We start from the raw sequence: 13,767 nt of genomic DNA on the forward strand, positions 1-13,767 counted from the left end.
AGATATGGCCTTAGAAGTAATTATGCCAAAAGCCGGCGTGGATATGACAGAAGGACAAATCGTCCAATGGAATAAGAAAGTCGGAGAATTTGTAAAAGAAGGAGAAATCCTTTTGGAAATCATGACTGACAAAGTCAGCATGGAATTGGAAGCAGAAGAAGACGGTTATTTAATCGCTATCCTAAAAGGTGATGGAGAGACTGTTCCTGTTACTGAAGTTATCGGTTATCTTGGTGAAGAAGGGGAAAATATCCCAACAGCTGGAGCAACTGCACCAGAAGCTAGCCCAGCACCTGCAGCAAGTGCCTCAAACGATGATGGTAAGAGCGATGATGCTTACGATATCGTTGTTATCGGTGGTGGACCTGCTGGTTATGTTTCTGCCATTAAAGCAGCTCAATTAGGTGGTAAGGTTGCTCTTGTTGAGAAATCTGAACTTGGTGGAACTTGCTTAAACCGTGGATGTATCCCAACTAAGACTTACCTTCACAACGCCGAAATTATCGAAAATATCGGTCATGCAGCAAATCGTGGTATCGTAATTGAAAATCCTAACTTCACTGTTGATATGGAAAAACTTTTAGAAACTAAATCTAAAGTTGTGAATACTCTTGTTGGTGGTGTTGCAGGACTCCTTCGTAGCTATGGAGTTGATGTTCATAAGGGTATCGGTACTATTACTAAAGATAAGAATGTCTTGGTCAATGGTTCTGAATTGCTTGAAACTAAGAAAATCATCCTTGCTGGTGGTTCAAAAGTAAGTAAGATTAATGTTCCTGGTATGGAATCTTCACTTGTGATGACTAGTGATGATATTCTTGAAATGAACGAAGTACCAGAAAGCCTTGTGATCATCGGTGGTGGAGTTGTCGGTATCGAACTTGGACAAGCATTCATGACATTCGGATCAAAAGTAACTGTTATCGAAATGATGGATCGTATCGTTCCAGCTATGGATGCGGAAGTATCTAAGAACCTTCGTTTAATCCTTGAACGTAAAGGTATGACGATCTTGACAGGTACTAAACTTCAAGAAATCATTGAGGAAGATGGCAAACTCCGTATCAAGGTTGAAGGAAAAGATGATATTATCGCGAATAAAGCCCTTCTTTCAATCGGTCGTGTTCCAGATCTTGAAGGTATCGGAGGTGTTGAGTTTGAGTTAGACCGTGGTCGTATCAAGGTTAATGAATACATGGAAACTTCTGTCCCAGGTATCTATGCGCCAGGTGATATCAACGGTACTAAGATGTTGGCTCACGCTGCCTTCCGTATGGGTGAAGTAGCAGCTGAAAATGCTCTTAAAGGAAACCACGTTGTTGCGAAATTGAACTTGACTCCTGCAGCTATCTACACACTTCCAGAAGTAGCAGCAGTTGGTTTAACAGAAGAACAAGCTCGTGAGAAATACGATGTCCAAATCGGTAAATTCAACTTTGCTGCAAACGGACGTGCCATTGCATCTGATGCAGCTCAAGGTTTCGTTAAGGTTATTGCCGATAAGAAATATGGTGAAATCCTTGGTGTTCACATCATTGGTCCAGCAGCAGCAGAATTGATCAACGAAGCGTCAAGTATCATCGAAATGGAAATCACTGTTGAAGAAATGCTTAAGACAATCCACGGTCACCCAACATACTCTGAAGTTATGTACGAAGCGTTTGCGGATGTTCTTGGAATGGCCATCCATTCACCTAAGAAAAAATAAATAAGTTTTTCAACTAAATTTTCTTAAAGTAGTACGGACGGCAGCGACCTCTATTAGAGTTCCATGCCTAAAAATTGAGCCTCTTGTCTCAATTTTTCCGAGAAATGTAACGATAACACGTTACATTTCTTTTTACCACTTTAGAAAATTTGATTGCTATGAACAGAATTTAAAAACTAGATTTTTGGAAATACTATGAAATATATTATCAATCATTCAAACGACACTGCCTTTAATATTGCTTTAGAGGAGTACGCTTTTAAACATCTCCTTGATGAAGATCAAATCTTTATCCTTTGGATTAATAAACCGTCTATTATTGTAGGACGTCACCAAAATACGGTTGAAGAAATTAACCGTGACTATGTTCGTGAAAATGGAATTGAAGTAGTCCGTCGAATCAGTGGTGGTGGAGCTGTTTACCATGATTTGAACAACCTTAACTATACAATCATTTCAAAAGAAGATGAAAACAAGGCCTTTGACTTCAAGAGCTTCTCTACTCCAGTTATCAATACTTTAGCTGAACTTGGTGTTAAAGCTGAATTTACAGGCCGTAACGATCTTGAGATTGATGGTAAGAAATTCTGTGGAAATGCTCAAGCCTATATCAATGGCCGTATCATGCACCATGGTTGTCTTCTCTTTGACGTGGATTTGTCAGTCCTAGCTAACGCACTTAAGGTTTCTAAAGATAAGTTCGAATCAAAAGGTGTTAAATCAGTCCGTGCTCGAGTAACTAATATTATCGATGAGTTACCAGAAAAGATCACTGTTGGAGAGTTCCGTGATCTGCTTTTGGACTACATGAAGAAAGAATATCCTGAGATGACAGAATATGTCTTCTCAGATGAAGAATTGGCAGAGATTAACCGTATCAAGGAAATCAAGTTTGGGACATGGGATTGGAACTATGGTAAATCACCAGAGTATAACGTCCGTCGTGGAACAAAATTCCCAAGCGGTAAGGTTGAAATCTTTGCTAATGTTATTGAGTCAAAAATTCAAGATATCAAGATTTACGGTGACTTTTTCGGTATCGAAGATGTTGCAGCAGTAGAAGATGTCCTTCGTGGTGTCAAATACGAACGTGAAGATGTCCTCAAAGCCCTTCAAACCATTAACCTAGGTCGTTACTTCGCAGGAATCACTGCAGAAGAAATTGCTGAGGCTGTGGTGGAATAAAGTAAAAGATATCCATTTAACATGGATATCTTTTATCTTAGACTTGATATTCAAAAATAATGAGAGTAGAATAAAGAGGAAATCTGAACAAAAAAGGGGATCATATTCGATGATGAAAATTCCAGTTGAAAATCTTGGTCTATTTGAACAGTTAGATCGTATAGTAGTGGCTTTTTTTAGCAAGCAACAACCTTCAAGTCCATATGATTTGAATATCAGTATTACACAAGAACACCTTGACCATAAAAAGCAAGAGCTAGAACCATTAGGCTATCAAGCTGTCCAACTACCATTAGGAATGGCTTTAGATAATATCATCCAGCAACCTCATTATAAAAGCTTAATCATTGGTGGACTAGCTCCCGACGAAATTATAGTCAGCAAAGAAGAATTAATGCCTTTGAAAGATATTGTAGATAGTTTTTGTATTATGTACGCTGCAGCGAATAACAGACTGGAAAATAGTAAGGCTTATGAATTAATGAAAGATAAGACGGTTTATTTTATTGGTAAACTATTTACAGATATTCCAAAAGCCGGTGATGAAATTGCTTATTTAGGAATTGATCGAATAGCGGGCGATGGTACACCATATGAAGCAGTTAAATGCTTTCTAACGGAAGAGAGTGCAGAGAAGTTCAATGGTGAAAAAAGACCTGTCACCCCTGCAAACTTGGCCTATCTAAAATCATTCTGGGGGAAACCAATCGTTATTGAGCCACACCGTAATTATTGGATCGAATTTTTATAGAATAATAAAAGAGCGTAAGATTCGATAAAAAAACCTACGCTCTTTTTCTAACTCTAAAATGTTACATAATTTATATTATGTATCTTATAAACTATCCAGGGCATTTTTCTGTTCATCGTTAACAATATGAGTATACAAGTCGGTAACTTGTGTGCTAGCATGTCCCAGCTGGTGGCTGACTAAAACCTGTGATTTGGTAGCATCATAGAGACGAGTTGCTAATGTATGGCGAAGTTTATGGGGTGTCACGCGGACTTTGAAGTCTTCTGAATACTTGGCCACCATCTTTTCAACACTAGAAGCATCAATTCGGTTTGGAACACCTCGATACAAGGTCAGAAAGAGGGCTGTATCAGTCTTTTCTGTCTTGTAACGTTTGTCTCGGATAGCAAGATATTGTTCAAGATAAGGCTTCGCAAAGGCAGCAACATTGACCGAGTCACGTTTTCCACCTTTTCGAGTGACGTCAATGACCATCATCTTAAGATTGAGGTCACGAAGGTCTAGGTTAACGGCTTCAGAGAGACGGACGCCAGAGGCGAGAAGGAGTGCGATAATGGCTAAATCTCGCTCTTTATTCTTATTAAAAGAGGATAAAGCACGATTTGAGAGAGTTTTGGGGTATTCCTCATCGATATAATTCAAAAAACCCTCTGTTTCATCGCCTAAAAAGAGCTTTTGCTTGATATTTTCGGCTCGAGCAGCCAAAGTTTCTTTCTTTTTCTTGGTAGCAACTTTCTTCATAACATTGCGATAGAAATAAGGTTCCCCTTGTTCATTTTCAACTTCCTCAGTCAAGTACTTATAAAGACTAGAAAGCGCTGATAAAGTACGGTTGATGGTTGTTTGGGAGACACCATTCTTTGTCGTATTAGCATTAAGCAAAGGACGTTCACGTAAGTAAAGAATAAAAGATTCCATGTCTTTCTTTGTCATATTCTCAAGTACATCTAAAGGTATATTTGCCATGGTGTCATCATTCGATATACCAGATTCTAAAACCCAGCTGAAAAATCGATCGTATTCCTTTAAATATTCGTACAAGGTCGTAAAACTGTAGGGAACAGCCAATTTTGATTGATAGTATTCCAGAACATACCAGGGCATGACTTGTTTAAGTTTATCAATACGTTCTAATAAGATCTCGCGTTTCATGTTTTTCTCCAAATCTTTCTATACTAGTAGTATAGCATAGCTATATATATTTTTCAAGAAAATTATAGTTTTTCGGAAAGATGTTATAGGAGATAGTTCATTTAACAAAAATTTTTTTTTGACCAAAAAATGTACTTTATTCCCGCGAAAACTAAATCTTTCGCATACTAAAATTTTGTACATTATCTACTTGAAAACTAAAAATACAATCTTTTAAAATAATGTACTTTATAAAAATCTATGATAAAAAAACAAGTTCAAATTTGAACCTGCTTTTAAATTTTTCTATAAGGGACAAAATGTTCTCTTTTTTGTCTACGCCCTTTACAAAACACGCATGGCTCGATAGATCGTTTTACATTTGCAATCTTATCTACGATAGCCATTCTATAACGATGTTCTGGATTATTCTTACAAATCCACCAAAATCTTAATTGCGTATTATTTGGGATTCTTTCTGGATCTTCTAGAATAAGATTATTAAGATAATCCCACTCGTTCATCAAATCTTCAAACGAGATATTATCTTGTCTTTCTTTTAGTTCTGCACAAAATGGACACATTTCTTTAAGATCTTTTGTCTCGGAACTTAAATACTTATTTAATATAATGCTGAAGCGCTCATGAAATTCAAAGTTACATTCTTTGCAGCGCCATAAATTGAACCTTTTTTCAGTTAATAATGGAACAAAACTATCTATAGAGACTTTATTATTTGGTACCCACAATTTTGCTAGTTCAGGGTACAAATAATCAAATGTATTATACCCCTTCAGAGGCTTATCGTTGTTACAGTAAGGACAACACTGAGAAACTTCTCTTCGAATAGTGAACAAGCTTTAATAGTTTCAATAAGAAAAAGTTTGTGAGTGAACAGGATTTAAAGCAAAAAAATAAGAGCCGATGGGCTCTTATAATTATCTCTATAACTTGTAATTTTTTATTTACTTAAAACTTTTCTTTGCCAACTTTTCTCATTACATTTTGGACATTTCATATATCTTGTAGTTCCAAAGTGCATTGCAAAATATACTTTACTGTATTTTGGCACATATTTATTATGGCATTTTTGACATTCATAATAACCTGTTTCTGTTTCTATTTTTAATGCAAATGAAACACCTATTATTAAAAGAACGAATGCTAATATAAACAACAATATTCTTGCTATATTATTCTCTATTAAAAATGATGTAACAAAAATTAGTGTTAAAAAAGATATTGTTGAGCCAAAACCAATAACATTTTCATACATCATTAGTTTTTTATTTTGCATTTCTTCCTTTTTTGCCATTTCTAACAAATTTTTTTCTGCTGTCTCATTATAATTATTCATATCAATCATCTCCCCACTTAATAATTCATTTACACTTATTTTAAGTTCATTACATAAATCTAGCATAATTGATGAATCAGGCATTGCTTTTCCATTTTCCCATTTAGATATAGCCCTATCTGTAATATTTAACTTTTCTGCAAGTTGCATTTGAGTCAAATTATTCTTTTTCCTACTTTCAGCTATAAATTTTCCAATTTTAATCTGATCCATAACTTTTACCTCCTTAAATTTAAGTGTAAATTATTATTATTAAAAAGTACACATACCATTGGTTGAGTGGGATATTTTTTATATCAACTAATGGTTGAATAAGTGTAAATTGTCTTTATAATAGTGATACAACTAAGCCAACAATTAAGCAGACAATTAGTCCAATAAGTTCTCCAATAATTGAGCCTTTTATATGAAACCAATAGTTATGATATTCTTGTATCATATCTTCCGTACCTTCTATTATAAATTGTTTACTATGGCAAAACCATAAAGATAAAAATAATTATTTTTTTCATGATTTATTAATAATACTGACCCTTAGGATACAGTATACTCCTTTCTAGGAAGAATTCTTATTATCCCTATCTTTATTATAGGCCTACAGCAATTTATATTCAATTATTTATATATGAAGGTAATTTCAGAATTTGAACTTTAAATTTTTTATTATACATTGATTATCATTGAAAATAATGTACAAATTAATTTCTCAGATTAGAGGATATTGTGTACTAGAAAACATACAAAATACCACTCCAGAATAATGTACAAAACAAAAATAAAGTACACTCCTTAAAGAATGTACTTTATGCTTCCAATTCAGTTGTATCAATGGTTTAGCTCTTGTTAAGTCAATTGTACATAAACTTTTAGTTTATTTAGGCTTGCCTAACTAAGTTGTCAGTAACCAAAAATTTTTTTTAAGCCAATTACACTCAATTATGTACTTTATTTAAATGAACACTGGAAATCTTAAAAGCTATCCATCTACTGTTATATGTACTTTATCTAAGTGAAAACTGATAATTTTTCAATTGTACATTTTGACAATTTAAAAACACTTTATATTACTTAAAGTGTTCTTATTTTTTTATATCTTTTTTAAACTGTATAAAATATTTTTGCTTTCTTCTGTAACCTTTGCAAATTGAACATGCCTTTTTATTTCGTTTTCTGTACGCCATTCTTTCTTTAACTTGAATTTTATAACAATAATTAAGGTTTTCTTGACATATCCACCATACAGACATATTACTTAACTCTGTAATTTCAGTTGGACTTGTTATCAAGAAGTTATTTACATAATCCCACTCGTTCATTAGACTTTGTTGAGTTGTTGCCAAGTCGTTAAATCCTTTTAAAACTTTTTGATTCGTGCACAAGTGTGTAAATATTGTAAAACAATTTCAAAATGTGGTAGACTAGATATGAATTTTGATGGACGATAATTAGGTCAGAGAAAAGGTTACAGATGGAAAAATTAGTTTTTATCGTTATGCTAGTGTTCTTGGCATTTGTGTTTATTGGAATATTGTTTTGGCTGCGTTTTAGAATGAAGAACACCTTTGAGAACGGTGTTCCAGTGTACGATGCCCCAACAAATAATCAGACAAGGACGAGTAAGCTAAGCGTAGGAGAGTATGCAGTGCACATAGTTTTAATACTAATTAGCGCTGTAATTGCCTTTAAGGTCATGGGCATGTTCCGTCATGGGGCGGCGCCAATTGGTGCTGCTATAATCACGCCTTCTATAATGGCGCTTTTCAATGCACGAAGGAGAACCGGGAAATCTTGGATAGGTATCGTTGCAGTGCTTATGATATTCGTGTTTTTGATGTTTGTATATATAATTATAGGTCTACCTGATAACGCACCTCCACTTAAAATTGACAGAACTGAAATTCATCTTACAGAGACTAAGATTTCGGATTTGATAGACCAGGGGTTTGAAATCTATGTGTCAAATGGTAGACATGATTATCCTAATTATAATGAGCTTTTGACAACGGGAAGCTATTCTAAATACCAAGGAGCTGAGGTTAGCGTACCAAACGGCTTTAAGTCATATGACTCAGCAGTTACGCGATCTACCTATCTTCTTGTAAAGAAGAATGTAGTTCTCGGATGTATAGGTGTTTACGGAGATAAGAGGAAGAGTACGGAGCTGAAGGACTGTGTAGTTACGCAGGTTTGCTTCGATTCTGAGTGCACAGCTGTTGCCAAAAAATATGGAATTTCATATAATATAGATGGTATAGATTTGCTAAAGAAGCTTGACGAAAACGAGTTCACGAAAGTATTTGGGAAAAAAATATGGCTGACTCCAAGCGAGCCAAGAGATGAATATTTGGGACATTACGGTGTGCAGTGGGGAGCAGGTAACAATGAATTCTTTTGGAATCATTATTTTATGAATTTAGACCTTGATTCGAATAATGATATAGTTAATTTTAATTTTAGTTCTAATATTGCAGCAGAGCGATAGAAGAATTTGCAGGGATAATTAGGCAAAATGAAAAAGAAAAAAGTACTAAGTAAGACAAAGTATGCTATTTATCTTCTGATGGTCCACCTTATATGCATACTTTTCACTATAAGCAAAATAATGATACCTTCATGGGGTCACTGGTTAGAGACGACACGCTTTCTTTGGACAAGCTTTCCTATCTATGTATGCGTGTTAATAGCCGTTTTCCCAATGATATGCTTTTGGCCATATTTGATTAGTGCAGATTTTAAGCCGGGTACAGCAAAGACCTTGCTTGCGACTTTTGGTCTAATAGTAGGTAACGTGACTCTGATTTTGATATATACGACTATTTTGCACAAGGTATTATAGGTATAAAAAAATCCCTTTATAGGGATTTTTTGATTGCTTCAAGTAGCTCGTCATATTCTTCAAATGCTGGAACCTCTGGGTGATCCTTCTTGATTGATTCAGTGCTTCTAAACAAGAATCCTAGTGGGTGTCTCCTTGAAACAAGTCGGTTTAATCTACCGACGGTCAAGGCAGTTGATTTGGTTAGTCCAAATTATTCGGCAAGCCATAAATACTCAAATTTCTCCCAAATCTCGATTCAAATTGTTTAACTGCTCATCTGTATAGGAAAATGTCATTATTGCTCTCCTTCGTCTTTATCAGAATAAGTTACCCTGATTTTCGAAGTGGTTTCACCCTTGTTTTCATTCAAAAATTGTCTATCTTTTATTCTTCCTTCCCATTCCAGTGAAGCATCAGTTATTTCCTCAGTGTCTAAAGAATATCCAATCCCATACTTAATTTTTCTTTCATCATTAAATTTGATTTCTACATCACAAGACCATGAACCTGAAGGGCTTGTATATTCTGGATTAGAAATCTTAATCTCTTCTATCCCTTGATAAGAATTCTTTAACGCATTGACCAGACTAACTTCATATTCTCTATTTCGACGCTCTTCTTGGGATTTTCCTAACATGTTAAACATAAAAACACCTCCTGTTGTGATGGGTACGAGTAACAAAGCGATTAGTAACCTTTTATGGATTTTTTTATTGCTGGAATTATTCATTTAAGTGGTTCTCCTTTTCTTCATTCTACTATAATTTAAAGATAAATAATACTAGAATAGAGAAAAATGTATCTAAAACAAGCCCATCAAAACCTGTTCCTCGGTGAGACTTAGTCGCAATAACACGGAATTCTTGACCATCGGAGGTGGTTATAGTGTTAGTTTCATCCGAAGATAACTTATCATTTGTTTTGGCTACAACTTTCTTTTCAACTTCCCTTTCAGCATATTCAAAATTTACACTATAAACATTTTTTCCGTGATTTAATTCATTGAGTTGTTTATCAGTATAAGTGTATACCATTAATATTCTCCTTCTGAACCATCTGAATAAATAATTTTTATTAGTTTACTAGTCTTACCCAAGTGACTATTTAAAAATTCTCGGTCCTCTTTTCTATTCTCTCTCTCTAAAGATACATCAGAAATTCGTTTATCATTTTTTGAATAATTTATTTTATTTTTTATGCTTCTCTCATTAAAATATAGTTCACTACGCAAGTCCAACTTCCTGGAGGATTTGTGTAGTTTGCATTAGAAAATCTAATTTCTTCAATACCCTCATAACTATCTTTTAAAGTTTCAACCAAACTAACTTCATACTCTCTATTCCGACGTTCTTCTTGAGACTTCCCAAACAAACTAAACATAAAAACACCTCCTGCAGTGATAATTACGAGTGACAAAACGATCAGTAGTCTTTTATGACTTTTTTTAATTCCAGAATTGTTCATTTGAGTTTTTCTCCTTTTTCTTATTATACAATAATCTATTATGAAAAAAACAATAAAAAAGCCGATCTCAACACAGAGAATCGGTTTTCTAATAGTATATTTAACGATGTATTTTTGCATAATATAATTTATGTAAACACCCTATCTTACAATAGCAAATCTTTTACTTTTCCAATTTCACTTTTTGGAATCACGAGATGAATCATATCTCCTAGATACATCCTTGTAGAACCATTAACTGTCTTACTTTTACCGTTATGTACCTGGGTTGTGATAAGTACGTTATGTGGTAAATTGAGTTCATGTACCTGCTTACCAGCTATCTTATCAGAAACTGGGATTTCTATCAGGGTAACTTCTCCATCATCAGTTGCTGATTCAGGTAACATTTTTTCTAGCATGGCTTCATAGACGGGGGCTCCTTTGAGCAAATCCATGACGATGTAAGCAACTAGGGTCACCATCCCTAAAGGCATGAGATTGCGGATGTCACCAACCATTTCTGTCACAAGAATCATAGCTGTCAAAGGTGCTTTTGAAATAGCTCCAAAATAGCCACTCATTCCTAGAATTACAAAAATTGGGAATTGCTGCTGTGTAACGAGGCCAAGATTGACACAAATAACACCGACCAGAGCTCCAAGTAAGGATCCTAAAGCTAAAATAGGTAGGAAAATTCCACCAGGAAGTCCACTTCCGTAACTAATCATGCTCCAGATAAAGCGAATGATGAAGTAAATTAAGAGAATTTGGAAGCTAAAATCTTGTTCTGTTAAGGATAAGACAACCTGATTTCCTCCACCAAGTATTTGTGGTAGGAAGATTCCTACTGGAATGATAAGGAGAAAGGCTAGAATAGGATAATAGGCCTTATCCAGATGAATCTTTTGACCAATCCAATCATATACTTTTCCGACATTTAGAACAGCTTTTTCATAGAGAAAACCTGAAAAACCAAGAAAAATCCCCATAACCAGATAAATCCAATACTGACTCAAACTCATAAGAGGGATATTATCAGGCATATCAAGCACAGGTGTTAAGCCAAAGATGAGAAGGGAAACAAAGTTTGCTACTAGACTAGCAGCCAAGGTAGAAACCCAAAAGAATCGTGAAAAATGATGGTAGACTTCTTCTACTACAAATAGGAGTCCCGCAATCGGTGCATTAAAGGCTGCAGCAAGTCCAGCAGCAGCTCCGCTAGCAATCAAAGAACGCTCCTCAACAGGGCTAGACTTGAGCCATTTAGCAATTCCTTTTCCTCCAGCGGCACCTAGCTGAATACTGGGACCTTCACGACCGAGCATAAGCCCACTCGCAATGGCCAAGATACCTAGAATGTATTTCTTCCAGAGGACACTCCACCAATTGAGAGACATGAGACCTTTTAACTCCGCTTCAACTTGAGGAATACCAGAACCTTTAATATCTTTTTCTGAGCGTGTTAATTTAGCACTAACTAAGCAAATGAGGATATAAAACAATAAAATAATCAATAGATTCCGTATCAGATTTTCTTGGTCTTGATAAAATCCTTGAACGATATGAAAGCCTTTTTCGATCAAAAATCGAAATGATCCTACAATAATTCCTACGACTAATCCGACAATAATACCTCGCCCTACTTGAGCTAAGATCGTACTGGACGCGAAGGCAAATTCTTTCTTGGAACTAAGTATTTCCGATTGTTCCTCCATAATTCTCTCCTTTAATTATCTTTTATTAGTTTCTGAAACGATCGTTTTAATCGGTTCAAAACTGGTGCGATGAATGGGTGTGACACCGTACTTTTCAATTCCTTCTAGATGCTTAGCAGTTCCATAGCCAGCGTTTTGAGCAAAATCATAGCCTGGAAATTCTTCGTCATAGTTAGCCATGATCTTATCTCTTGTAACCTTAGCAACGATAGATGCTGCTGCAATAGATAGGGAATTAGCATCTCCTTTGATAATGGATGTTTGAGAAATCGGCAAATCCAATGTCATAGCATCAATCAAAAGATGTTCTGGCTGAGGTTCAAGTTGAGAGATAGCTTCCCTCATGGCTAGTTTCGTCGCTTCATAGATATTGACTTGGTCAATGACATGATTATCCATAATCCCTATACCGATTGCTAAAGCATTATCCTTAACGGCTTGAAAAATCTCCTCGTGTTTTTTCTTAGGAATTTTTTTGCTGTCATTTAAACCTTTAATTTTACAATTTTGAGGTAAAATCACTGCAGCAGCCACCACTGGACCAGCTAGCGGACCACGTCCAACCTCATCTACACCTGCAGTTAGGTTAATCCCCTGAACGTAAAGTTCTTTTTCATATCGAAGCATGGCTTCTAAGCGAAGATTTTCATCTATTTCTGCTTGGATGGCCTTTTTACGCTTTTCAATTTCCTTTTGTACACCTGAACGAGAATCTTTTTCAATTTCCTTAAAAAAGGAATTTTCAAGTTCTCTTATCTTTGCTAATTCTTCTTTTATTTCTTTAATCGTTGCCATTGAGGTCTTCCAATGTATCTAAGGTATAGTTACCTAGTTTTCCGTCACGAACTTCCTTGACAAAGAGATTATAGAAACGATCGTAATCATCACGGAAACCAAGGATACGTGTCATATCCATGATAATTTCTGGAGCTTCATCTTCCAGATTCATTTGTTTAAAACGTTCTTGGAGCTTTTCAGGGTAATGTGTTTTAAAGTAATTAAGACCGAAAATCGTTACTTCATCCATTGGAAGCAACTGATCTTTGATAGCTCCAGTTAATGCGAGTTTGAGTGCTACGGTTTCATCTTTAAATTTTGGCCAGAGAATCCCTGGAGTATCCAAGATTTCAAGATCCTTATTGGTTTTAAGCCATTGTTGCCCCTTAGTGACACCAGGTTTATTACCAACAACGGCGATTTTTTTACCAGCCAAACGGTTCATCAGCGTTGATTTACCAGCGTTTGGAATACCGATTATCATGGTACGCAAGGTCTCGATTTGAATACCACGTTCTTTTTGACGAGCAATCTTCTCTGCCATGAGTTTCTTAGCGGCATCCGTTACTACTTTTACTGTTATTTGTTCCTTAGAGTTGATAGCAAGTGTCTGAATGCCTTGTGATTCAAAGTATTGACGCCACTCTTTCGTTAATGCTGGGTCCGCAAGGTCTGCCTTGTTCAAAATCAATAGTCTTGGTTTATCACCGATGATTTTAGTCAGCATCGGATTTTGACTAGACAAGGGCAAACGTGCATCTACTAAAACTGTTACAAAGTCAACAAATTTTAAATTTTCCTGGACTTGACGACGCGCCTTAGACATATGTCCAGGAAACCATTGAATAGTTGCCATTTTATTTCCTTTTCTTCATA

At 35.5% G+C, this 13,767-nt stretch carries 13 protein-coding genes and 2 pseudogenes; 5 read left to right on the plus strand and 10 right to left on the minus strand.

The features are described 5' to 3' along the window. The first annotated feature begins 4 nt into the window (after positions 1-4). The 3 genes from lpdA to ACXYSK_RS02835 all read left to right on the plus strand — a co-directional run bounded on the left by lpdA (position 5) and on the right by ACXYSK_RS02835 (position 3,644). Entirely contained in the window at positions 5-1,708 is a 1,704-nt protein-coding gene (gene lpdA, locus ACXYSK_RS02825; protein ID WP_458624955.1) for a dihydrolipoyl dehydrogenase, read from the plus strand. A gap of 195 nt (positions 1,709-1,903) precedes the next feature. Further along, positions 1,904-2,893: a lipoate--protein ligase gene (locus ACXYSK_RS02830; RefSeq protein WP_458624956.1), complete on the plus strand. Its 990-nt coding sequence runs from the start codon at positions 1,904-1,906 to the stop codon at positions 2,891-2,893. Between the two features lie 109 nt (positions 2,894-3,002). Continuing rightward, positions 3,003-3,644, plus strand: coding sequence for a hypothetical protein (locus ACXYSK_RS02835; protein WP_458624957.1), 642 nt, complete (start codon positions 3,003-3,005; stop codon positions 3,642-3,644). Positions 3,645-3,728: 84 nt separating this feature from the next. Here ACXYSK_RS02835 and xerS read toward each other — a convergent pair whose 3' ends face one another. The 4 genes from xerS to ACXYSK_RS02855 form a co-directional block, all read right to left on the minus strand. Beyond that, the gene (xerS, locus tag ACXYSK_RS02840; RefSeq protein WP_458624958.1) at positions 3,729-4,799 is read right to left on the minus strand and encodes a tyrosine recombinase XerS; all 1,071 of its coding nucleotides are present in this window, start codon (positions 4,797-4,799) and stop codon (positions 3,729-3,731) included. A 275-nt stretch (positions 4,800-5,074) separates the two neighbouring features. Beyond that, positions 5,075-5,527: a zinc-ribbon domain-containing protein gene (locus ACXYSK_RS02845; RefSeq protein ID WP_458624959.1), complete on the minus strand. Its 453-nt coding sequence runs from the start codon at positions 5,525-5,527 to the stop codon at positions 5,075-5,077. Positions 5,528-5,739: 212 nt separating this feature from the next. Further along, positions 5,740-6,348, minus strand: a complete 609-nt coding sequence (locus ACXYSK_RS02850) for a helix-turn-helix domain-containing protein (RefSeq protein WP_458624960.1) — start codon at positions 6,346-6,348, stop codon at positions 5,740-5,742. A gap of 866 nt (positions 6,349-7,214) precedes the next feature. Next, complete coding sequence (locus ACXYSK_RS02855; protein ID WP_458624961.1) at positions 7,215-7,451, minus strand: zinc-ribbon domain-containing protein; 237 nt, start codon at positions 7,449-7,451, stop codon at positions 7,215-7,217. Positions 7,452-7,603: 152 nt separating this feature from the next. Here ACXYSK_RS02855 and ACXYSK_RS02860 point away from each other — a divergent pair, with 152 nt between their 5' ends. Further along, on the plus strand, positions 7,604-8,617 hold the full coding sequence (locus tag ACXYSK_RS02860; protein ID WP_458624962.1) for a hypothetical protein: 1,014 nt from the start codon (positions 7,604-7,606) through the stop codon (positions 8,615-8,617). Between the two features lie 473 nt (positions 8,618-9,090). Next, positions 9,091-9,199 (plus strand): annotated as a pseudogene (locus tag ACXYSK_RS02865) (IS982 family transposase); the annotation flags it as partial. A gap of 49 nt (positions 9,200-9,248) precedes the next feature. Here ACXYSK_RS02865 and ACXYSK_RS02870 read toward each other — a convergent pair. The 6 genes and pseudogenes from ACXYSK_RS02870 to ylqF all read right to left on the minus strand — a co-directional run bounded on the left by ACXYSK_RS02870 (position 9,249) and on the right by ylqF (position 13,747). Beyond that, the gene (locus tag ACXYSK_RS02870; protein WP_025169290.1) at positions 9,249-9,683 is read right to left on the minus strand and encodes a hypothetical protein; all 435 of its coding nucleotides are present in this window, start codon (positions 9,681-9,683) and stop codon (positions 9,249-9,251) included. Between the two features lie 28 nt (positions 9,684-9,711). Then, positions 9,712-9,987 carry a hypothetical protein gene (locus tag ACXYSK_RS02875; protein WP_458624963.1) on the minus strand — a complete coding sequence of 92 codons (276 nt, stop codon included), beginning with the start codon at positions 9,985-9,987 and terminating at the stop codon, positions 9,712-9,714. Then, a pseudogene (locus ACXYSK_RS02880) lies at positions 9,987-10,417 on the minus strand (hypothetical protein). The gene ACXYSK_RS02875 and the pseudogene ACXYSK_RS02880 overlap by 1 nt, the downstream one beginning before the upstream one ends. A 146-nt stretch (positions 10,418-10,563) precedes the next feature. Continuing rightward, on the minus strand, positions 10,564-12,114 hold the full coding sequence (locus ACXYSK_RS02885; protein ID WP_458624964.1) for a ClC family H(+)/Cl(-) exchange transporter: 1,551 nt from the start codon (positions 12,112-12,114) through the stop codon (positions 10,564-10,566). Between the two features lie 15 nt (positions 12,115-12,129). Continuing rightward, a complete protein-coding gene (locus tag ACXYSK_RS02890) occupies positions 12,130-12,909 on the minus strand; it encodes a ribonuclease HII (protein ID WP_458624965.1) in 780 nt (259 codons plus the stop codon). Beyond that, a complete protein-coding gene (gene ylqF / locus ACXYSK_RS02895) occupies positions 12,896-13,747 on the minus strand; it encodes a ribosome biogenesis GTPase YlqF (protein ID WP_458624966.1) in 852 nt (283 codons plus the stop codon). Before ylqF ends, ACXYSK_RS02890 begins: the two co-directional genes overlap by 14 nt. Positions 13,748-13,767: the final 20 nt, after the last annotated feature.

The sequence above is a fragment of the Streptococcus sp. V919 genome, assembly GCF_054353475.1.

Excerpts from the sequence above, each read along its gene's own strand:
- ACXYSK_RS02855 (WP_458624961.1), bottom strand. The coding sequence starts at position 7,451 with ATGAACGAGTGGGATTATGTAAATAACTTCTTGATAACAAGTCCAACT.
- xerS (WP_458624958.1), bottom strand. The coding sequence starts at position 4,799 with ATGAAACGCGAGATCTTATTAGAACGTATTGATAAACTTAAACAAGTC.
- ACXYSK_RS02875 (WP_458624963.1), bottom strand. The coding sequence starts at position 9,987 with ATGGTATACACTTATACTGATAAACAACTCAATGAATTAAATCACGGA.
- ylqF (WP_458624966.1), bottom strand. The coding sequence starts at position 13,747 with ATGGCAACTATTCAATGGTTTCCTGGACATATGTCTAAGGCGCGTCGT.
- ACXYSK_RS02860 (WP_458624962.1), top strand. The coding sequence starts at position 7,604 with ATGGAAAAATTAGTTTTTATCGTTATGCTAGTGTTCTTGGCATTTGTG.
- ACXYSK_RS02850 (WP_458624960.1), bottom strand. The coding sequence starts at position 6,348 with ATGGATCAGATTAAAATTGGAAAATTTATAGCTGAAAGTAGGAAAAAG.
- lpdA (WP_458624955.1), top strand. The coding sequence starts at position 5 with ATGGCCTTAGAAGTAATTATGCCAAAAGCCGGCGTGGATATGACAGAA.
- ACXYSK_RS02830 (WP_458624956.1), top strand. The coding sequence starts at position 1,904 with ATGAAATATATTATCAATCATTCAAACGACACTGCCTTTAATATTGCT.
- ACXYSK_RS02885 (WP_458624964.1), bottom strand. The coding sequence starts at position 12,114 with ATGGAGGAACAATCGGAAATACTTAGTTCCAAGAAAGAATTTGCCTTC.
- ACXYSK_RS02870 (WP_025169290.1), bottom strand. The coding sequence starts at position 9,683 with ATGAATAATTCCAGCAATAAAAAAATCCATAAAAGGTTACTAATCGCT.
- ACXYSK_RS02890 (WP_458624965.1), bottom strand. The coding sequence starts at position 12,909 with ATGGCAACGATTAAAGAAATAAAAGAAGAATTAGCAAAGATAAGAGAA.
- ACXYSK_RS02835 (WP_458624957.1), top strand. The coding sequence starts at position 3,003 with ATGATGAAAATTCCAGTTGAAAATCTTGGTCTATTTGAACAGTTAGAT.